18 protein-coding genes are annotated in these 22,743 nt (G+C 36.7%); all 18 read left to right on the top strand.

Going from position 1 to position 22,743, the window contains the following annotated elements; translation table 11 throughout:
• The first annotated feature begins 24 nt into the window (after window positions 1-24).
• The 18 genes from NV377_RS24630 (at window position 25) to prfB (ending at window position 22,691) form a co-directional block, all read left to right on the top strand.
• On the top strand, window positions 25-747 hold the full coding sequence (locus NV377_RS24630; RefSeq protein WP_258203482.1) for a cytidylyltransferase domain-containing protein: 723 nt from the start codon (window positions 25-27) through the stop codon (window positions 745-747).
• Entirely contained in the window at window positions 747-1,733 is a 987-nt protein-coding gene (gene pseG / locus NV377_RS24635) for a UDP-2,4-diacetamido-2,4,6-trideoxy-beta-L-altropyranose hydrolase (RefSeq protein WP_258203483.1), read from the top strand. The genes NV377_RS24630 and pseG overlap by 1 nt, the downstream gene beginning before the upstream one ends.
• Entirely contained in the window at window positions 1,726-2,772 is a 1,047-nt protein-coding gene (pseI, locus tag NV377_RS24640; RefSeq protein ID WP_258203484.1) for a pseudaminic acid synthase, read from the top strand. The genes pseG and pseI overlap by 8 nt, the downstream gene beginning before the upstream one ends.
• Entirely contained in the window at window positions 2,769-3,935 is a 1,167-nt protein-coding gene (gene pseC, locus NV377_RS24645; RefSeq protein WP_258203485.1) for a UDP-4-amino-4,6-dideoxy-N-acetyl-beta-L-altrosamine transaminase, read from the top strand. The genes pseI and pseC overlap by 4 nt, the downstream gene beginning before the upstream one ends.
• Entirely contained in the window at window positions 3,928-5,274 is a 1,347-nt protein-coding gene (locus tag NV377_RS24650) for a DUF4910 domain-containing protein (RefSeq protein ID WP_258203486.1), read from the top strand. The genes pseC and NV377_RS24650 overlap by 8 nt, the downstream gene beginning before the upstream one ends.
• Window positions 5,271-6,071: a formyltransferase family protein gene (locus tag NV377_RS24655; protein WP_258203487.1), complete on the top strand. Its 801-nt coding sequence runs from the start codon at window positions 5,271-5,273 to the stop codon at window positions 6,069-6,071. The genes NV377_RS24650 and NV377_RS24655 overlap by 4 nt, the downstream gene beginning before the upstream one ends.
• A gap of 38 nt (window positions 6,072-6,109) precedes the next feature.
• On the top strand, window positions 6,110-7,933 hold the full coding sequence (locus NV377_RS24660) for a sulfatase-like hydrolase/transferase (RefSeq protein WP_258203488.1): 1,824 nt from the start codon (window positions 6,110-6,112) through the stop codon (window positions 7,931-7,933).
• A gap of 52 nt (window positions 7,934-7,985) precedes the next feature.
• Window positions 7,986-9,836 carry a sulfatase-like hydrolase/transferase gene (locus NV377_RS24665; RefSeq protein ID WP_258203489.1) on the top strand — a complete coding sequence of 617 codons (1,851 nt, stop codon included), beginning with the start codon at window positions 7,986-7,988 and terminating at the stop codon, window positions 9,834-9,836.
• Window positions 9,837-9,858: 22 nt separating this feature from the next.
• Window positions 9,859-11,478 carry a phosphoenolpyruvate mutase gene (gene aepX, locus NV377_RS24670; RefSeq protein ID WP_258203490.1) on the top strand — a complete coding sequence of 540 codons (1,620 nt, stop codon included), beginning with the start codon at window positions 9,859-9,861 and terminating at the stop codon, window positions 11,476-11,478.
• On the top strand, window positions 11,474-12,619 hold the full coding sequence (aepY, locus tag NV377_RS24675; protein WP_258203531.1) for a phosphonopyruvate decarboxylase: 1,146 nt from the start codon (window positions 11,474-11,476) through the stop codon (window positions 12,617-12,619). Before aepX ends, aepY begins: the two co-directional genes overlap by 5 nt.
• Complete coding sequence (locus tag NV377_RS24680; RefSeq protein WP_258203491.1) at window positions 12,616-13,338, top strand: phosphocholine cytidylyltransferase family protein; 723 nt, start codon at window positions 12,616-12,618, stop codon at window positions 13,336-13,338. Before aepY ends, NV377_RS24680 begins: the two co-directional genes overlap by 4 nt.
• Window positions 13,325-14,410 carry a phosphonoacetaldehyde reductase gene (locus NV377_RS24685; protein ID WP_258203492.1) on the top strand — a complete coding sequence of 362 codons (1,086 nt, stop codon included), beginning with the start codon at window positions 13,325-13,327 and terminating at the stop codon, window positions 14,408-14,410. Before NV377_RS24680 ends, NV377_RS24685 begins: the two co-directional genes overlap by 14 nt.
• 152 nt (window positions 14,411-14,562) lie before the next feature.
• Entirely contained in the window at window positions 14,563-14,760 is a 198-nt protein-coding gene (locus NV377_RS24690; RefSeq protein ID WP_258203493.1) for a cold shock domain-containing protein, read from the top strand.
• Between the two features lie 145 nt (window positions 14,761-14,905).
• Entirely contained in the window at window positions 14,906-16,525 is a 1,620-nt protein-coding gene (locus tag NV377_RS24695) for a helix-turn-helix domain-containing protein (protein WP_258203494.1), read from the top strand.
• Between the two features lie 102 nt (window positions 16,526-16,627).
• Window positions 16,628-17,638, top strand: a complete 1,011-nt coding sequence (locus NV377_RS24700) for an ABC transporter substrate-binding protein (protein ID WP_258203495.1) — start codon at window positions 16,628-16,630, stop codon at window positions 17,636-17,638.
• 328 nt (window positions 17,639-17,966) lie between these two features.
• Window positions 17,967-18,515, top strand: coding sequence for a ribosome hibernation-promoting factor, HPF/YfiA family (hpf, locus tag NV377_RS24705; protein WP_258203496.1), 549 nt, complete (start codon window positions 17,967-17,969; stop codon window positions 18,513-18,515).
• A gap of 515 nt (window positions 18,516-19,030) precedes the next feature.
• Window positions 19,031-21,541, top strand: coding sequence for a preprotein translocase subunit SecA (gene secA, locus NV377_RS24710; protein WP_258203497.1), 2,511 nt, complete (start codon window positions 19,031-19,033; stop codon window positions 21,539-21,541).
• Window positions 21,542-21,583: 42 nt separating this feature from the next.
• Window positions 21,584-22,691, top strand: a protein-coding gene (prfB, locus tag NV377_RS24715; protein WP_258203498.1) for a peptide chain release factor 2 whose coding sequence is annotated in 2 segments (ribosomal slippage) — window positions 21,584-21,655 and window positions 21,657-22,691 — 1,107 coding nt in all. Because the reading frame shifts where the segments join, the coding sequence is not laid out codon by codon here.
• Window positions 22,692-22,743: the final 52 nt, after the last annotated feature.

The raw sequence follows: 22,743 nt of genomic DNA on the forward strand, positions 1-22,743 counted from the left end.
TGTTTCGGAATGGGATGTGTGTAGATGAAAACAATTATTATTATTCAGGCACGAATGGGATCTTCTCGTCTACCTGGGAAAATTCTCAAACCACTAGGACGTGTGGATAGTTTAACTTATGTCACAGAACGTTGTCGAAAAATTCATGGTGTTGATGAAGTGATCGTTGCCACATCAAACCTACCACAGGATGATGAGGTTGAAGCATGGTGTATAGAACATAATATAGCCTATTATCGAGGTTCAGAAGACGATGTATTGGCTCGTTATATGCAATGTGCTCACCGATATAATCCTGATTATATAATGAGAGTAACATCAGACTGCCCATTTATTGATTATGAGATCGCCTCGGAAATGGTTGCACTAATGAAAGAGCATCAAGTCGATATTATAGATTTGGCGAGTGATCTGCCACGAGGGCTTGCGGTAGAAATTATTGCTTACAAAGCATTGCAATACATATATGAGCATAGTCGTGAGCAACGTCATCGTGAGCATGTCACCTATTATGCTTACGAGTATAAGGAGCAATTTACAAGAGTAGATTACATAGCTCCTACGAATCGCCACTATTCTGAACTTCGTATTACGCTAGATACAGCAGAAGATTACGCATTGCTTTCTAATGTTGCTGATTATTTTTCTGCAATAGATGTTTCTAGTAGCGATGTCATTCAATATTTATTAGCTCATCCTGAAGTTGTGCAATTGAACGCACATATTGAGCAAAAGCCGGTGACGTAATGAACATATTAATTCGTACAGATGCATCCAATGAGATTGGTAGTGGACATGTTATGCGTTGTTTAACAATAGCCTATCATCTCCAAAACTTCGGGCATCATGTTACATTCTGGATGGATCCGTTACTAGGACATATGATCGATCTTGTAGAAAAACTAGGCTATGTTGTTATTCAGAAGGAGCAATCTGTCGATATATTAATTGTAGATCATTATCAATTAGATATGACGTGGGAGCAGCAGATGAGAAAGTTCGCACGGAAAATTGTTGTTATTGATGATTTGGCCAATCGTAAGCATGATTGCGATCTGTTATTAGATCAAAATGTCATAGCCAATTATGAGCATCGTTATGATGAACTAGTTCCTATACATTGCAAAAAGCTATTAGGACCGAAATATTTGATTATGCGAGATGAATTTATTAAAGAGCGAGCAAAGCAGACGATACGTACAGGTGAAGTAAATCGTCTACTTGTATTTATGGGGGGCAGTGACCCTACCAATGAAACGATGAAAGTGTTACAAGCTTTGACAGAAACGACAACGGCTTTCCAACATGTTGATATTGTTGTTGGAATGAGCAATGTTTATCGAACAGAAATAGAAGATCTTTGTCGTCAACATCATTATAGTTATCATTGCCAAATTAACTATATGGCTAAATTAATGAGCAGCACCGACTTTTCAATAGGAGCGGGTGGCTCTACAACATGGGAAAGATGTTATGTAGGTCTTCCTTCAGCAAGTACAATTGTCGCTCATAATCAATTAGAATCAACTGAGATGGCGGAGCAGCTATCTGCCATAATCAATTTGGGATGGCATGAACAAGTGACATCTCAAACTTACGTAAAATTATTAGATTCCTTACCGAGTCAAGGCGAGAGAATTAGACATATAAGTGAGCAGGGATTGAAAATAACGGCGAGCCAAGATCAACCGAATCCTTGGTTACAAGAAATGGTGGAAAGTCATTATGATTAAAATTGGAACGAGAGAAATAGGGCATCATGCAAAACCGTTCATTATCGCAGAAATGTCGGGAAACCATAACCAGTCATTAGAAAGAGCATTGCATTTGGTAGAATTAGCTGCAGAAGCGGGGGTTGATGCCGTTAAGCTGCAAACCTATACTCCAGATACGATTACACTAGATGTTCATACCAATGAATTTTTCATTTCCAATGAGAAAGATTTATGGAAAGGACAATCGCTATATAACTTATATGAGAAAGCATATACACCTTGGGAATGGCATAAAGAAATATTCGACAAATGTAATGAACTTGGCATACTTGCCTTCAGCTCGCCATTTGACGAGACAGCAGTTGATTTCTTAGAGAACTTGAATGTACCTGCTTATAAAATAGCATCCTTCGAAAATGTAGATATTCCATTAATTCGTAAAGTTGCTAGAACAGGTAAACCGATTATTATCTCTACAGGCATGGCTACAGCAGCCGAGCTGGATGAAGCAGTAAGAACAGTACGTGCAGAAGGAAATGAGCAAATTGTGCTTCTCAAATGTACAAGTACGTACCCAGCTTCACCAGCTAATTCAAATCTAGCAACAATCCCGCATATGAAGGAGCTATTCCAAACGGAAATTGGCTTATCCGACCATACGATGGGGATAGGAGTATCGGTAGCTGCTGTAACATTAGGTGCTACTGTTATTGAGAAACATTTCACAACATCACGTGCAGAAGGCGGCGTTGATTCTACATTCTCGATGGAGCCACATGAGTTGAAATTGTTAGTGGAAGAAACAGAAAAAGCATGGCAAAGTATTGGACAAATTCAATATGGTCCAACAGAAGCAGAAAAACCTTCTGTTAACAACCGTCGTTCCTTATACGTTGGTGAGGATATGAAAGCTGGAGATTTATTTAATGAGTCCAATCTTCGTAATGTTCGTCCAGGTTTAGGTTTGGAAACGAAATATTACGATTTAATAATAGGCAAGAAGATTAAAGTTGATGCAGTTAAAGGAACGGCTGTAAGCTGGGATTTATTATTATGAGTAAGAGAGAACAATTTCTACCCTACGGGCAACAATGGATCGATAATGAAGATATAGAAGCGGTGGTTACAACATTACGTTCTCCTTATTTGACTACAGGTCCTAATATTCAACAATTCGAAGAATCAGTCGCAGCGTACGTAGGTGCAAAGTATGCGGTAGCCTTTGCGAATGGAACTGCTGCGCTACATGGAGCATGTTATGCTGCAGGTATTACCGTAGGCGATGAAGTAATAACTACGCCGATTACTTTCGCGGCTAGTAGCAATTGTGCTAAATACATGGGAGCAGATGTTGTATTTGCAGATATAAATAAGGACACGTATAATATCGATCCTGCAGATATCTCAAGAAAGATTACAAGGCGAACAAAAGCTATTATCCCTGTAGATTTCACAGGACAACCATGCGAGATTGACGTTATTATGGACATCGCGAGAGAAAATCAGCTTGTCGTCATTCAAGATGGTGCGCATTCGCTTGGTGCTGAATATAAGGGTAAGAAGATCGGCTCTCAAGCTGATATGACGATGTTCAGTTTTCATCCAGTCAAACCTGTGACTACAGCAGAAGGCGGCGTAATTGTAACAAATAATGAGCAATACTATGAGAAGTTAAAATTATTCCGTAGTCATGGTATTACGCGAACACCTTATGCAGAGGAGCAAGGCGAATGGTACTATGAAATGGTGGATTTAGGCTACAATTATCGTATGACTGATTTGCAAGCGGCACTTGGTAGCTCGCAAATGAAGAAGCTAGATTCATTTATGAAACGACGCCGGCAGTTAGCAGCACTCTATACAGAACTAATGAAGGACATTCCGGGTATTCGGGTGCCCTCTCAACTGGCAGATACTAATTCCGGCTGGCATCTCTATTCTATTCAGATTGATCAAGAAGTAACTGGAAAGAGTCGCAAACAAATATTTGAAGCAATGCGTGCTGCAAATATTGGAGTACATGTACATTATATTCCTGTATATTGGTTCCCTTTTTATAAACAACTGGGATATGAGAAGGGATTATGTCCAATAGCTGAACAATGGTATGCAGGGGCATTAACACTACCACTTTATCCGAAGATGTCAGATGAGGATGTAAAGGATGTTGTTCATACATTAAGTACGGTATTACAAGATAGGATGAATACAGATGAATGAATTACAGCAGATGGATCAATTATTTGATCGATTATTCCCGTTGTTCAGAAGCATTACTGGGGAAGGTGTTAGACAAACGCTAGGTATTCTAGGCGAATACTTACCTTTAACAGTAGAAGAAGTGCCAACGGGTACAGAAGTATTTGATTGGACAATTCCAAAGGAATGGGTCATCCGTGAGGCATGGATCAAAGATTCCGAGGGACGGGAAATTATTAATATTAAGAATAGTAATTTGCATGTTTTGAATTATAGCGAGCCTATTGATAGAATCGTATCTTTGAGCGAGCTGAAAGAACATGTGTTTACTATTCCTCATCTACCAGACGCCGTGCCCTATGTAATATCTTATTACAAAGAACGCTGGGGATTTTGTATGTCTTACGATCAGTTAACTACGCTAGAGGAAGGTCAGTATCATGTCTATATTGATAGTGAAAAAATTGATGGCGTCTTAAATTATGCAGAGTCTATATTGCCAGGAAAGTCGACAAAGGAAGTATTAATTACTTCGTATATTTGTCATCCATCAATGGCAAATAATGAATTAAGCGGCCCTATTGTTGCTGCATTTTTATATAATCGCTTGAAAAATTGGGAACAACGCGAATTTACCTATCGCTTTGTATTTCATCCTGAGACTATTGGTTCTATTGCGTATTTAGCAAAGTATGGGCAACATTTGCATGAAAATATGTACTCTGGTATGGTTCTTACCTGCTTGGGTGGTAAAGAAACACCGTTAAGTTATAAAATGGCTCGCAACGATAAAACCCCAATGAATGAATTAGTACAGTTTCTCGTGAAGCATGAGAAGCGAAAGATGACAATTCGTCCATTCACTCCGCTCCATGGATCAGATGAACGACAATTTTGCTCACCAGGTTTTAATCTACCAATGGGTCAATTTTCTCGGATGATATATGGAAATTATGCAGGATATCATAACTCTCTTGATACGAAGGAGACCATGACCATTGAAGCTTTGCTGCAAAGCGTAGATGAATTAGAAGAGATTTTGCAGCTACAGGAGCTTAATGGTTATTACCATAATCTAAAGCCATTTGGCGAACCAAAGCTTAGTAAATATGATTTGTACCCAGATATCAATTCACCACTTAGCTGGCGTGGATCTACAACTACATTAATTGATAATCGTCAACATTTGAATCAAGTATTAATGATTTTAAACTACTCGGATGGCGAACATTCTTTAGTCGATATAGCTACAAAAATGCAATATCCATTAAGTAATTACCAAGTATCTATAGATAAATTAAAGGAAGTGAAATTAATTGATGGTCCATTTTGTAACAAGGAAGGGGTTGCCTGGAGATGAAGGTAGTATTGTTGACAGGATCCCATCCAAGACATTTGCATGTCGTCAATCAATTAGTTAATACCGGTTATGTGGTGGGACATGTTATTGAACAACGTGAAGAGTTTGTTCCTCAACCACCTAGTGGTTTAGAAGAGCAGGATCGACTTAACTTTATTCGACATTTTGCTGATCGTGATTATTCCGAGCAGACATTTTTTGCAGGAAACGATTTTATACTGGAGTCCGTTCCGACGTTGAACGTAACAATGGAATCGTTGAATCATCAAGCAACAATAGATTGGGTCACATTATTAGATGCAGATCTAATGATTAGTTATGGCGTACATAAATTAAGCGATGAGTTACTGGCAGCCGGTCCAACGGATGCTTGGAATATTCACGGGGGCTTATCTCCATGGTATCGTGGTAATACGACATTATTTTGGCCTTTTTATAATTTGAAACCGAACTGGGCGGGTATGACCATTCACAAATTATCTTCTCGCTTAGATGCTGGAGATATTCTCCATCATTCCGTCCCAAAGTTAGAATATGGTGATGGAATACATGATGTAGCCAATAGAGCCGTTATGCAAGTAGCAGAGGATTTGAAAAATATATTGAAGACATTCGATTTGTCTGAATTGAAGTATAGTAAACAAAAGAGTGCAGGTAAGCTCTATGTCACGACAGATTGGCAACCACAACATTTGAGAGTTGTGTATCAATTATTTGATAACGATATTGTTGATCATTTTTTAGATGGTAAACTTGGGTATCTCGAACCACCTTTGGTTAAAGCATTTATTGATTAGTTGAAGTTACTACAAATCAATCAAAGGAGAATTAAAATATGATGATGAGTGAGAAATATGAAACACGGCTTCAAAAGTTAATAGAACAATATGATTTTAAATTTGATAAGACCTTAAATTATTATTTTCGTTTTAAAATGCAGCAATTGCTGCTTAATGAATTAAAGCATGAACGCGTGGCTATTTGGGGAGCAGGTGGTTTCACATTTAGTCTTTTTAGTAATATTAGGAAAATACCGGAATGTATTATAAGTGTAATTGATAATGATCCTGATAAAACGGATACGTATTTTATTACTCTTCCGGTAAAGAATATAGCTTCGCTATTAAAAGATCAGATTACTACCATTGTACTTTCTACTGAAATAAGTAATGGTGTCATCAAGGAACAAATAGAAAATGAATTTCCAAATCGATTTAAGATTATTGATCCTATAGAAATACTGAGATTTATTAATATTGTTGAAGAGCCTAATATATATAAACAAGAAAAGGGTTTTATAGGTATTAATGCTCTCAAAAATGATTATCTTCATAACAAAGATCATTTAGATAATGAACAGAAGGTTAATCTATTAAGAGACCTAGTAGCTTGGTATTTAGTTTACAGAGACTTTGAACATGCATTCCGCTACTTAGACGAGATGATACAACTGTCACCTTTTCATAAGTCAATAAAGGAATTTAAAAATAAGATTCAAGATATGCTTGTTGAAATTAAGCAAATCATTAAATCCTCTACAATCCAAAGAAAGTTTATGTTTATGATTGATGGTATGAGATATGAGGATATGGTATCAGATGATTTTACAGCAGTAAAGCAACTACGTGATAAAAGTGCTGTATATTCCAATCTATTTGCATCCTCCACATATACTAAGGCATGTGTCATTTCCATGTTTCAGGAGGATTATATTTTAGATACAAGCATTTTAGAGATCAATGAGTTTGATTTAGATCGTTCGAGATTTATTAATTATTTGTGGGATGAGGGTTACACGTTTGTTCATAATTTCACAGTTGAACCCTTAGTTACCCAATCTAAAAACAAACAGTTAAAATACTTTGTACACCCCGAGGAAGAATATAGATCATATCAAGAGCACTACTTGGCTACTCCTTATTATATTTGGAAGTTACTTCTTTACTTGTGTGATGAGAGATCTGATAAAGAGTTTTATTTTGTTCATTTGCACGAGGCGCATGCTCCATATATGTCAACGCATATGAATGGAGAAATTAATCCTGCATTTTTCTTTATGAAATATGATGATCCTAAAGTCAAAAAAAATCCGGAAAAGATTAAAGATCAATATACTGATTCAGTCGCCTATATTAATAGACAGCTAACCAACTTATTTGATTTTCTAGGAAACCATACGATGATTTTCTGCAGTGATCATGGAGGGAATATAAAAGCAGGACGTACGCCTGGACATACGTTGACTTATGACGAAGATGTTATCCATGTACCACTTGTCATTTGCTCAGATCAGACTTCTCCAGAAAAAAATGATGATTTATTATCTATGCACGAATTGAATGATATTTTGTTATCTCACTTAAAAAACAATAAAGTTTATCATGCTGAGCATACACATGTGGAGATACAGAGAGATCGATTAGTAGATGGTACATTTACAAATAGTGCATTAACTCCTTTTATTAAAGACTATATTCCTGCTAGTATTTGTTTGCGTACCAACCAACTGAAATATATTGTTAACGAACTTGGTGTTGAAAAATTATATGCCTTACCTGACGAGAAGACAAATGTAGTAGAAGATAATCAATACATGGAGCAATTAAACTACTTAAGACAAAGTATTAAAAGATATCAAAACTTTAAGGTCTCCTATTAGAAATATCACTGCAAATTATTTTTATTAAAATCAATGATGATTAGGAGAAATTATGTTACTATCAAAAAAATTGAATGAGAGATTAGAGAGTATAAGCATAAAGTATGGATTTACGTATAATCCCAATGGTAAAAATATTGTCATTCGAAAAATTATGACATTCTTAGAGCAAAATTTGAAACATGAAAGAGTAGCCATATGGGGAGGGGGTGCTCACACAAAAAAGTTACTATCCTACTTTGAAAATATCCCAGAACATGTGATATTTATTATTGATTCAAATCCAGAAAAGCATGGTACTGAACTGTTCGGTATCCCTGTTAGAGCAGAATCTTCGTTATTTGAAGAAAATATTACAACAATTTTTCCATCAACTTTGGAAAAAAATAATGAAATTGAGGAATATATTACTAACGTATATGGCAAAAGATTTACAATAATGAATCCATATGATCATATTTCTCTAATTAATATAAATCCAGTTACTTCGCTCAATATTTTGATGAATCCGCTTTTTAGAATGAATTTTATAGAGCTTATTAATGGGTTGAAAAATGAATTTGAAGCCACATTAGGAAATATTAATATTAGCTTGTCTCAGGAGTATGCTAGAGAATTAGTTGCGATGTATTTGTACGCTAAGGACTTTGTTAGTGCCCTTCAATATGCAGAAAAGCTTGCACAAATATCGGATACAACAGATAACTTCCATCAGTTTAAGGAAGAGATCAATCAGCTGTTTTTCGATATTAAGAAAAAAGTAAGCTCCTCTTCTGCTAATAGAACGGTCATGTTTATGCTCGATGGTTTGAGACAAGATATTGTAGCAAACAATCAGTTAGATGCAATTACAAATCTTAGGAAAAAGAGTACGTATTATAACAACGCATTTGGTGCTTCTACACATACAAAGGCATGTATGGTCTCTATGTTTACTCAAGACACCAGCTTAAATCACCAATATGACAATCTTGATAAATTAAATTTGGATCAAGGCGAATTTTTTGATACCATCCTAGATCAGGATTATCATGTTATCCATAATTTTAGAGTGACGGAATTATATAGTGAGAAGCATCCACTGAATGTGAAACAGCTACCTCAGCCGGGACAAGAGGATTTTTCTCAAGGATTCTTACCAATAGCAACTTCTTTATGGGGAATGCTAGTTCAGATGTATGAAGAAGATCATAATCAGGAATTTTATTTTATTCATACATCAGAGACACATATTCCGTTTATGTCAATAAATATGAGTGGTTTTTTTGAAATGAATAATAGCAATGTTAACTATTATACATCTGGTTACAACTTGGATCTTGAAAATATGGCAAGGCAGTATAATGATGCAGCATTATATACTGATCGACAATTAGCCTTTTATTTAGAGAGTTTGAGTGAAAAAACTAATATTGTAATTTTAAGCGACCATGGCAGTCATATTTATCCTTCAAAACCGCCGGGGCACACATTAACATGTGATGATGAAATAGTTCATGTTCCTGTGCTGGTCTATCAATTTGGAAAACAGCCTAATGAGAATAATAACTTGATAAGTTTGTTTGACTTGAATGATATACTAATCTCTCATTTTGTTGAGGAAAACGTCTATATTTCTAATCACGAAATGGTTCAAATCCATAGAGATAGATTAATAACTAAAAATTATATTGATAGTCCCATGACGCCGTTTGTTAAAGATGATATACCCGCATTTATTTGTTTACGAACTAGACAATTAAAATATATAGTGAATGAATTAGGATATGAAAAATTATATGCTCTTCCTGATGAAGAAAGGAATGTCATTGATCAGAAACAATATGTTGAACAAGTTAAATTGTTTAGATTAAATATTCATCAGTATAAATATTTCAATTTTAAATTTGATGCTTCGAAATAAACTACTTACTGGAGGAATTACCTTGAAAGCTATTAATAAGTCTGCGCAATTGAAACAAATGATTCAATCACCACAGTTAGAGTTTATTATGGAGGCACACAATGGGCTTTCTGCAAAAATAGTAGAAGAGTCTGGATTTAAAGCAATCTGGGGAAGTGGATTATCTATTTCTGCTTCACTAGGTGTCCGTGATAATAATGAAGCTTCCTGGACTCAAGTACTTGATGTACTGGAATTTATGAGTGATGCAACAACAATTCCTATTCTATTAGATGGCGATACTGGGTATGGTAACTTTAATAATATGCGTAGACTTGTTACTAAGCTAGAGCAACGTAATATTGGTGGGGTATGTATTGAAGATAAGCTGTTCCCCAAAACAAATTCCTTTATTAATGGTGAATCACAACCATTAGCAGATATTGAAGAATTCTGTGGAAAGATAAAAGCTGCTAAAGATGCTCAACTAAATGAAGATTTTGTAGTCGTTGCACGTATTGAAGCTTTCATTGCAGGATGGGGATTAGAAGAAGCATTAAAGCGAGCAGATGCTTATCGTCTTGCTGGTGCTGATGCAATTCTTGTTCATAGTAAAAAAGCTAACTGCTCAGATATAGACGCATTTATGCAAGAGTGGGACAATCGTCATCCGGTTATTATTGTTCCAACAAAATATTATTCTACACCTACTGATCATTTCCGTGATATTGGCATTAGTAGCGTCATTTGGGCTAATCATAATGTGCGTAGCGCAATCACTGCCATGCAACAAACAACAAAAACGATTTTTGAAAATGAAAGTCTAGTAAATATAGAAGGTAGAGTTGCTACAGTATCAGATATTTTTGCACTTCAAGGTGCAGATGAGTTAAAAGAAGCCGAAAAGCTTTATTTACCAGGTACAGCTAAAAACATGAACAGCATCTTACTTGCTGCATCACGTGGTGAAAACATTGATGAACTTACAGAGGAACTCCCAAAATCTCTTCTAAAAGTAAATGGAAAACCGTTGCTAAATACTCAAATTGAATACTTTAATCAAGAAGGAATTAAAGATGTTCAAGTTGTTTGTGGATACAAGCAGGAGCATATTCAAGAAGTAAACATTACTAAAATAATAAATGATGAGTATGCAAACACATATGAGGTTTATTCCTTATTCAAAGCTGTTAATCATATTAAGGAACACACTGTGATTAGCTATGGTGACATTTTATATAAATCATATATTTTACATGAGTTGCTGAATGATGACGGTGATATCACGATAGTAGTAGATGCTTCTGCAGAGTTAGAAGAGACAGAGGGATATCGTGACTATGTGACAGCAACTAAACCATATATGAAGAAGTGGTTAGATAATAGAGCTGAATTGATTGAGATGGATAATAAAGCTGCACTTCAGAGTATACATGGTGAATTTATTGGTCTATGGAAGGTTAATGAGGTAGGTGCGAAAGTATTAAAAACAACATTGTCACGCTTATCTCAAACAGATGCTATAAAAACAATGCGTATGTCAGAACTTATTAATGAGTTAGTCAAACAGACAAAAGTATCTGTGTTATATATTAACGGAGCTTGGCTTGATGTAGACGATCTTGTATCTTATCAGAAAGCAGGCGACTTATTTGACAATTAATACGTATGAATTCGGTAAAGCACTTAGTGAACTAAATTTTAATTTTTATAGTGGAGTACCCTGCTCGTATTTAAAGGATCTAATCAACTATTCTATTAATGAATGTGATTATGTCATGGCAGCTAATGAAGGAGATGCGGTAGCGATTTGTGCAGGTGCTGCAGTAGGGGGGAAAAAGTCAGTATTTCTATGTCAAAACTCAGGACTAACCAATGCTATTTCTCCATTAACTTCATTATCCTATACGTTTCAAATTCCGGTGCTTGGCTTTGTAAGTCTTCGCGGTGAAGTAGGGATACCTGATGAACCGCAGCATGAATTGATGGGGCAAGTAACGACTGAATTGCTTGATACTATGAAAATTAAATGGGAATACTTATCGCTTAATTATCATGAGGCTATAAAGCAAGTTCAACTCGCAAATCAACATATAGAGAATAATCAATCTTTCTTCTTTGTTGTAAGAAAAGACACTTTTGATAAGGTAGCTCTTCGTGAGCAGAAAGTAGATAGATCAGATGAGATTTTATCGAAGACTATTCTTGGACATAAGTTAAATCAATATATTCCAACTCGCACTGAAGCCTTACAGATTATTCAGCAAGAAGCCATAGAAAATAGTATATTAGTTGCAACGACTGGATTTACTGGTCGAGAATTATATGCTATAGATGATCTGGATAATCAGTTTTATATGGTGGGTTCGATGGGGTGTGCAAGCTCATTTAGCTTAGGATTAGCATTAGCTCGCCCTGATCAAAGGGTAATATGCATTGATGGTGATGGTGCATTAATGATGCGTATGGGATCTTTGACGACTAATGCTTACTATGGACCGTCTAATTTGCTGCATATTCTATTAGATAATCATGCTCATGAATCAACAGGTAGACAATTTACAGTAGCTAGTGTTGTCGATTTCGCTCAGGTTGCCCATCACTCAGGCTATCGTTATACTACATATATTGAACAAGAGCAGCAGCTAAGGGATGAGCTTACAAGATGGTTTAATCAGGGTCAGTTAAGCTTTTATTATATTCAAACTAAATTGGGTGTACCTGATCAACTAGGCCGACCAAAAACAAAACCGTATGAAGTGAAGGAAAGATTGATGAGACGATTGGGGACTATTACAACATGATCAAAAAAGCTGTAATCGTAGCTGCTGGTCTATCTAGTCGTTTGTATCCATTAACTAAGGATAGACCAAAGGGTTTGCTTCCTTTTCAAAACACTACAATTTTAGAACGTTCTGTTCAAATGATACGTAATCTTGGCATTTCTGAAATAGCGATAGTTGTGGGTTATTTGAAGGAGCAGATAATAGAAATTTTTGGAGATTCGGTAACTTATATTGAGAATAGCCGGTATGAACAAACAAATAATATGTATTCATTGACTCTAGCAAAGGATTTTATAAAAGAAGAGTCATTTCTGTATCTGCATGGTGATATTGTTTACTCCGAACAAGATCTAAGAGCATTTGTTAACCAACAAGAGGATTCACTATACGATGCAAGTATGCTTGTTGGTTATGGAGAAGTCGACGAGGAGAGCATGAAGGTTCGTGTTACTAACGAACAATTATTAATTGAATCGAACAAGTTGATTTCAATTCAAGAGAGTGCTGGAGAATGGATAGGCGTTGCAGCATTTTCAAATTCTGAAGCTCTATTTAGTGAGATGCAGAATTTAGTATCAGTTGGACATGAACAGGATTATGATACATTGGCACTTACTAATTTAGCTAAGGAAGCCTATACTGTGTTATGCTACCCTACAATTGGACCCTGGATTGAGATTGATTTTGCAAGTGATTATGAAAGAGCAAAGGTGATGTTTTTACATGAAGACATTTAATTATTATAACCCTGTACAGCTTCATATCACACAAAAGCCAGCTGAATTGCTGGCTTCTTTGCTTATAGGTAAGCGCATACTGTTTATGACCAGTAGTGGTTGGATGAGTAGAGGTATATTGGATACATTGAAAATTGATAATACACAAGTTGCTGCAATCATTAGTAATGTCTCAGCTAATCCAAGCCTAACTGAAGTGTGCAACCTACATCAGCAGCTAGAAGGAAAGCAATTTGATGTGATTGTTGCTGTAGGAGGAGGTAGCGTAATAGATGCAGCTAAAGTGTGCGCCGTCCAGATAGCGCATGATATTGCTGATGTTATTAAGCATCCACAATCTTTAGAACTAACCCTACCGTTTATGCCAATTATTGCTATTCCAACTACATCAGGCTCCAGTAGCGAATTAACTCCTTGGGCTACGGTGTGGGATACTGATCAAAAGATAAAATATTCATTACATCTAAGAAACTCTTGGTGCACACACGCCATATATTGTGCAGCATTAACGACGAGTTTACCTATTCATACAACATTAGTATCTTCATTAGATGCACTATCCCATGCCTTTGAGTCCATCTGGAACATTAATTATAATGAGGTTACGGTATCGTATGCATTTAACGCTATCCATCGTATTATGCAGGCTTTGCCACAAGTAATGAAAGAACCTCAGAAAGAGAATAGCAGATATGATCTGATGTTAGGTAGCATGTATGCTGGATTGGCATTTTCAAACACACAAACCTCTCTCGCTCATGCGATGTCCTACGATATGACATTGAATAACGGTGTCGAACATGGGTTTGCGACTAGCTTTACACTTTGTGCCCTATTAGAAACAGCCATTAAACATAATGAGGAGCTTCATAATTTCTTTGTTGCTCATATGGGAAAAAATGCTGTTGAAGTATTGAAAATTTGGTTTGAAGGTTTAGGTATTTCAATTCAATCAAAGGATTATGGAATCCAAGCAGCTGACTGGGAAAGAATTAAAAGTAGTTTAGCAAAAACTAGTCGTGTGAAAAATAGCCTAATCTATATAGATGATTTTTTAAAGGTGCAACTATAGTTCCATTCATACTATAGGATAATCATCTATCCTATCAAAATGTATTCGCTTACAAAAATAGATTGACAATTTGAACCATCGTATTGTATATTCAAATTGTGGTCCAAACAAGGTAACCACAAAGCATTTGAATATGAAGGGAATGTTTGCACATGCAAGGAAAAGTTAAATGGTTTAACGCAGAAAAAGGTTATGGTTTCATCGAAACAGAACAAGGTGGCGATGTATTCGTACATTTCTCAGCTATTCAAACAGAGGGTTTCAAAACTCTTGAAGAAGGTCAAGAAGTTGAATTCGATATCGTTGAAGGCGCTCGTGGACCACAAGCTGCAAACGTAAACAAACTGTAATTATAAGGCTGTATAGCCCTTTCTTATAGTGATATAAGTGCCAAAAAGGACTCCCGATGGGAGTCCTTTTTCTGTCTCATCATAATTCAATAGATAGTTGGCACTACTCTATATTTTTTTGTGTTAAGTTTGTGTATAATTGAGAATGATTATCACACAAAAGCAGGTGAAAAACATTACTAATGAATTAACTAATGAAAATCATACTCCGTTTTTTTTTTATTATCCTCGAACTGTAATAGAGTTATCCAAATGGATAGCAAGCAAATCTAATGATTATTCAATCGAAAGCAGTTTGATTTTAATTGTAACAACAGGTAAATGTATCGTATCCACATCAAGTGATCAGCTAATTGTTCAAGCTGGCAATGTGGCTCATTTTAATAACGCTGCATCCATAACCCTTGTTGAGAAATCGCAGCTTCAAGGTGTAGTAATAGAATATGTTACAGCTGGGGTAAGTAATAAGAAAGAGTCTCCTTTCCAACAAGGATTAATGATAGAACACGCGTCAACTAGATTAGTTCAATTAGCGGATCAACTATTAGAGCAATGGAATATTCAAAACTACGAAACTGCCTTCTCTATCCAGCAAGTTTTTTCAGATCTACTTGCTGAGCTATATCGTAATTCGCAGCTTAATATAAATGATAAGAGTGAGGATTGGTTGCAAAAGATACTTCTTTATATAGGGAAAAGGTATAATTCAACGATTACTAGAAGTGATATGGCCGAACTTGCTGGTGTGAGCCCAGAACATTTCTCTAGAGTATTTCACAAAGAAATTGGTCAGACGTTTAATTCTCATTTAAATTTACTTCGTATAAGAAAAGCGCAGCAGCTATTGTTGACTCAGCAGTTTAATTTGTCTCAACTGGCATTGGAAGTGGGTTATGAGGAAGGCACCTATCTTAGTAGAAAATTTAAGCAGGTAGTAGGGACTTCTCCTTCAGTATATATTCGTAAGGAAAAGAGGGTAGTTTCATTAAATTATAACTACACAGCATGCTTAAGAGCACTGGGAATTATGCCTGAGCTTGCTCCTTATTCACACTGGTTAGCGAGTCGTGAACATATTCCACAGTCCAAGCATTTATCCATCGAGCATATGAGTTTTGACACTGCATGTGAGGCGATTACAGCAGTAAGACCTGATGTTATTATCAATTACTGTATAGAACAAGAGAATGCAGCTATGCTGCCAATTGCTCCTGTTATTGCTATTCCATTTCGCCAAATGTGCTGGAGAGACCAATTTCATTTAATAAGTGAGGTGGTAAATAGGAGAAACCAAGCAGATGTTTGGCTGCAGAAATATGATGATCTCTGCTTGGATCTAAATAACGATTTAAATAGAAGAAACACGACTCGGGGCTCTGCTATCGTATGGGAATTTGGAGATCAGAAAGTGTATTGCTATGATTCTAGCTATGGTCGTGGATGTCATATTTTATATGGAGAATTGAACTACCATAGACCTGATCTTTTAATGAAAGAAAAAATTAACGAGCGAGGCTACTTGGAGAAGAATATAGAAGATATAGTATTATATCCAGCAGATGTTATTATTTTTCTTAATTTGCCTTATAGTTTGGAAGAAAAACTAAAATTCAAAAGATTAACAGCTTCTGATAATTGGCTAAAACTTGATGCGGTTCGTAACAAGCAAGTTCATTTCTTAAAGGAGTCGTCTATGTTTTACGGTTTTGATCCTCTTTCATCACTCGCACAGATTGAAAAATTAAGTGAGGTTTTGACATCATAAAAGTATATAGTGCATATCACTTTTTGACATGGTCATATTGGGGATTCCTCTGTAAAATGATTGAGAATGATAATCATTATATATTATAGGAGGAATACAATCTTGAGTAGCAATATAAAGTGGTATAGAAGGCTTGGCATGTTACTAATCGTTACAATGTTGGCGTTAACTGTGGTAGCTTGCGGGAGTAAGAATGGTGATCAATCTACAGAAGGAAATTCTAATCAACAAAATACATCTGAGGTTGTAACAGATGAGACAACCAATGATGAAGAACAGGATTTCAAAATTATTACGACTGTTAATGGTGAAATAAAAGTTCCTTCACATCCTAAGAGAATTGTCGCAGAAGAATATTTGGGAAGCTTAATCGCTCTTGACGTAATTCCAGTAGGTGCACCAGGATTGACGCTTGATAATATGTATTTTAAGGAAGCTTTAACAGGGGTAGTAGATACAGGAGCTTATGGCCAAATGTCATCTGAACAGATTTTTGAGCTACAGCCTGATCTTATTATTTCAGGAATAGCGGAAAATTATGAAGTATTAAGTAAAATCGCTCCAACCATCACAATACCGTATGGTGATTTGAAAAACGCACATGAAGAGCTTACTTATTTTGGAGAGCTACTTGGTATGGAACAAGAAGCGAAAGATTGGTTAGCTAATTATGATCAAATTATTGCTGAAGCTAAGCAAAAAGTCGATGAGGCTATTCCTGCAGATGCCTCGTTCAGCATAATTGAAAACACCGCTGGATCAACATATGCATATGGAGATAATTTTGGACGTGGCGGACAAGCTGTGTATCAGGCTTTAGGTCGCAAGCCACCTGCTGCAATTGCAGATCATATTATGGAGAAACAATGGGCTGAAATTTCTGAAGAAACGTTACCACAGTATGCGGGCGATTATATCATTTTGACCTCTAACGATAGGACGCTAGAAGATTATAAAGCTGACCCAATTTGGTCAAGTCTTCCTGCCGTTCAAAATAATCGAGTGTTCGTATGGAAAGAGGAAGTTTCTTGGTATTATGATCCAATAGCAATTTTGAGTCAAACCGAGCAATTAACGGATTGGTTGACAGGTCTTCATAAAGATAACAACTAATAGAGGTAGTTCAATTATAACAATCTTCTCATTTTCATGTTCTTTTAAGGTGAAGTGGGTATAGTCTGATTAAACCATTCAATACTTCCCTGATTTGCATGTGTTTAGCTTTGCATATAGTTAATGATTTGCCACAAGCGCAACAGTTATCAATATCGATAGCGTAAGTGGCGGATCTTAGCTACGATTAAGGGCAATGGTTTAGAACGTAATAATGTTGGAAATAAAATCGTCACAAATTATCAGAAAATTCTAAATTAACTAAAATCTATTTTGTATATGTTCTTTGCATATGATATAATAAGAACATGTAAAGGAGGAGTGCCACATGAACTACAATATCCGAGGACAACGCGTTCAAGTTACCGATGCACTAAGGGACTACACTGAGAAGAAACTCAGCAGGTTGGAGAAATATTTCGATCCTTCGATCACCTCCGAAGTAAACGTTACACTTACAGTTACAAAAGGACAACATACGGTGGAGGTTACGATACCAACATCTGGACTAATCCTTCGAGCAGAAGAAAAAAGTGAGGATATGTACTCATCCATTGATCTAGTAGTTGATAAGTTAGAGCGTCAAATCCGTAAACACAAAACTAAATTGAATCGTAAATTCCGCCAAGCTAGCGGATCGAAAGCACTATTCCGTGAAAATTCTACTTCAGTATCTGTACTGGAGGATGAGGAGGAAGATTTCGAGCTTGTCCGTACGAAGAGCTTTACATTTAAGCCAATGGACATAGAAGAAGCGATACTTCAAATGAATATGTTAGGTCACGAATTCTTCGTATTCTCTAATTCTGATAGCAAATCAGTTAACGTCGTCTATAAACGTAACGATGGAAAATACGGATTAATAGAACAAGGATAAATAATGAAATTATCAGGTATCTCTGAGTTTGCTACTACGGTAGCATTTCAGAGATACCTTTTTGGTTACAATAGATGCTCAGTAGGACTAATAATAAATTATCGTTACAACTAGTATAGATAGAAACAAGGGATTTATATTTCATTATGGTGAAAATCATATCTATCGGAATAGAAAGTATTGGAATGATACAGAACATTAGATGAAACGATATAATAGAGACAAAATAGAATATAATAACGTCAAATGATATTGGACAATTGTAGGACCTTAATCTCCATCTACCTACAATAGTTGGTAGATGGAGATTTTTTAACGTTCAACCCATCATGTGGTCATAGTATGTTACCGATTTCGTTAAAAATTATTAATCATACCGATCACTGTGTCATAGTAACTAGTAAATGCGTTATTTTTCCTTAAAATGGTTATAACAAAAAGGGGATAGATTGCGATTATAACTACAAACTGTTACAATCTTTAACATAAAGACGTACTATCGGAAGGGGAAAGCCATGCTTGGATTGGTGAAAAAAATATTTGGTGATTTTAATGAAAAAGAAGTAAAACGATTTACGAAGATCGTTGAGCAAATAAACAAAATGGAACCACAGTACTTGGCGTTATCCGATGAACAACTACAAGCGAAGACCGGCGAATTCCAAGAAAGAGTTGCCAAAGGTGAAGAACTAACAGATCTATTACCTGAAGCATTTGCAACTGTACGTGAAGCATCCAAGCGCGTATTGAATATGCGTCATTTTGACGTTCAATTAATAGGTGGTATGGTGCTTCATGAAGGTAAAATAGCAGAGATGAAAACAGGTGAAGGTAAAACGTTAGTTGCGACCCTACCCGTTTATCTAAATGCTCTTGCTGGTAAAGGTGTACACGTTATTACGGTCAATGGTTACTTGGCAGAACGTGATAGTATTTTAATGGGACAACTATATAATTTCCTTGGCTTAACAGTTGGTTGTAATTTGCATGGTTTGACGCATGCTCAGAAACAAGAAGCTTATGCATGTGATATTACTTACGGAACGAACAATGAGTTCGGTTTCGATTACTTGCGCGATAACATGGTTTTATACAAAGAGCAGATGGTACAACGTCCATTGTTCTTTGCAATCATAGATGAGGTTGACTCCATTCTAGTCGATGAAGCGCGTACGCCGCTTATTATTTCCGGACAAGCTGCTAAGTCTACAGAATTATACGATGCGGCACAACGACTTGTGTCTCGTATGGTACCTGAAGAAGACTTTACAATTGATATTAAATTAAGAAATGTCATGCTTACTGAAGCTGGTGTTACGAAAGGTGAACGTGCTTTCGGTATCGATAACTTATTCGATCACGCGAACGTTACGATCAACCATCATATCCAACAAGCTTTGAAAGCTAACAATATTATGAAACGTGATGTTGATTACGTTGTTGAGAATGATGAAGTTATTATCGTTGATGAATTCACGGGTCGTCTAATGGCTGGTCGTCGTTATAGCGATGGATTGCATCAAGCGATTGAAGCGAAAGAAAATTTGAAAGTGCAAAACGAAAGTATGACACTTGCTACGATTACTTTCCAAAACTACTTCCGTATGTATCGTAAACTAGGTGGTATGACTGGTACAGCGAAAACAGAGGAAGAAGAGTTCCGTAAAATTTATGGTCTAGACGTTATTCAAGTTCCTACTAACCGTTCTATGATTCGTAAAGATCTTCCCGATGTTGTTTACAAAACAATTAAAGGTAAGTTCAAAGCAGTTGTAGATGAAATCGTTGAACGTCATAAAACGAATCAGCCTGTACTAGTAGGTACAATTTCAATTGAAAACTCCGAAGTACTTGCAGAAATGTTGAAACGCCGCGGTGTGCAACATAAAGTATTGAATGCGAAGTTCCATGCAGAGGAAGCAGAAATCATTACTCGTGCTGGACAACCAGGTTCTGTTACGATTGCAACGAATATGGCCGGTCGTGGTACTGATATTTTGCTTGGTGACAATGTTGCTGATAACGGTGGACTACACATTATTGGTACAGAACGTCATGAAAGCCGTCGTATTGATAATCAGCTACGTGGTCGTGCTGGTCGCCAAGGTGACCCTGGTTCTTCTCAATTCTATTTATCGCTTGAAGATGAATTAATGCGTCGCTTCGGCGCTGAAAATATTATGACAATGATGGATCGTCTTGGTCTGGATGAGGATCAACCTATCGAGAGTCGTATGATTACAAGAGCTGTTGAATCTGCACAGAAACGTGTCGAGGGTAATAACTTTGATACACGTAAAGTCGTCTTGCAATATGATGACGTGATGAATCAACAACGTGAAGTTATCTACAAGCAACGCCGTGATATTTTAGAGTCTGAAAATATTCGTGAAGAAGTTATGAATATGATCAAACCAGTCATTGAACGTACTGTAGATGCTCATTGTTTAGAAGATATTCCTGAGGATTGGGATCTACAATCCATTGTAGAGTTCGTGCAAGCGAACTTGCTTGATGAAGGTGTCTTAACTCGTGAAGAGATTTGGGGCAAAGAAAAAGACGCTATTGTTGACGTTATCTACAATAAAGTAGCAGCGGCGTATGATGTTCGTGAAGAGCAATTAGGCGAAACAACAATGCGTGAATTTGAAAAAGTTGTTGTTCTTCGTGCAGTTGATTCCAAATGGATGGATCATATCGATGCGATGGATCAATTACGCCAAGGTATCCACTTGCGTGCATATGGTGGTACTGATCCACTTCGCGAGTATCAATTCGAAGGGTTTGAAATGTTCCACGGCATGGTCGAAAGCATTCAAGAAGAAGTTTCCAAGTATATTATGAAAGCACGAGTGGAAAGTAATCTTGAACGTCAAGAAGTTGTGAAAGGTCAAACCTCATCAACAAGTGGCGGTGGTGAAGATGCTACTAAAAAACCAGTTCGCCGTGATGACCGTGTAGGCCGTAACGATATATGTCCGTGTGGTAGTGGTAAGAAATATAAACAATGTCATGGTATGAGCTAATATCATACGACAAGACCAATAGTTTGAGGTGAAGGTATTTCTATGTTAGATATTACTTTAAAGCAAGATTTACGTGAAATAGCTAATCGATTACAGACGCTTAGGGGGTCTCTTTGACTTAGAGATAAAGCATGATATTATTGCTAACTTTGAGGAAAAGATGTCCATGCCCGATTTCTGGGATGACAATATGCGCGCGCAAGGCGTGATCGCTGAATTGAACGCTGTGAAATCAGTTGTTGAAGATTATAATAGCTTTGAAACTAGTCATCAAGAGTTAATGATGATACTGGAACTTGTTGAGGAAGACGAAGATGAGGATATGGTAGCCGAACTAACGCAAGGTTTAGCCACTCTTCAAGAGAAACTTTCTGCCTACGAACTACAGCTATTATTGAATCAACCTTATGATAAATTGAATGCGATATTAGAATTACATCCAGGAGCTGGTGGTACCGAGTCGCAAGATTGGGGGCTAATGCTTTATCGTATGTATACTCGTTGGGCTGAGAAACGCGGTTTCAAAGTCGAATTGCTAGACTACCTTCCAGGCGATGAAGCAGGTATTAAGAGCGTGAGTATATTAGTTAAAGGATTTAATGCCTATGGTTACTTGAAAGCAGAGAAAGGTGTTCATCGATTAGTTCGAATCTCACCGTTCGATTCTGCTGGTCGTCGCCATACGTCATTTGCATCTTGTGATGTCGTTCCAGAAATTGATGATACGATCGAAATAGATATTCGTTCGGAAGACTTGAAAGTTGATACGTACCGTGCAAGTGGTGCAGGTGGTCAGCATGTCAATAAGACCGAATCAGCTATTCGTATTACGCATATTCCTTCTGGGATTATTGTAGCTTGTCAGCAGGAACGTTCTCAAATTGCAAACCGTGATCGTGCTATGAAAACTTTACGTTCTAAGTTATATGAGCGTAAAATTGAAGAGCAAATGAAGGAGCTTGCAGAGATCCGCGGCGATCAATCTGATATTGCTTGGGGAAGTCAAATTCGCTCTTACGTGTTCCATCCTTATAGCATGGTCAAGGATCATCGTACATCTGTAGAAACAGGTAACGTTAATGCAGTAATGGATGGCGATATTGATATGTTTATAGATGGTTACTTACGTAATCAAATTCGTCATCAGTAAGAAGTTTATATGCGTGGAGAGTTTTTACACAATCGTGTAGAAACTCTCCTTT

This window comes from Paenibacillus endoradicis (assembly GCF_024721975.1).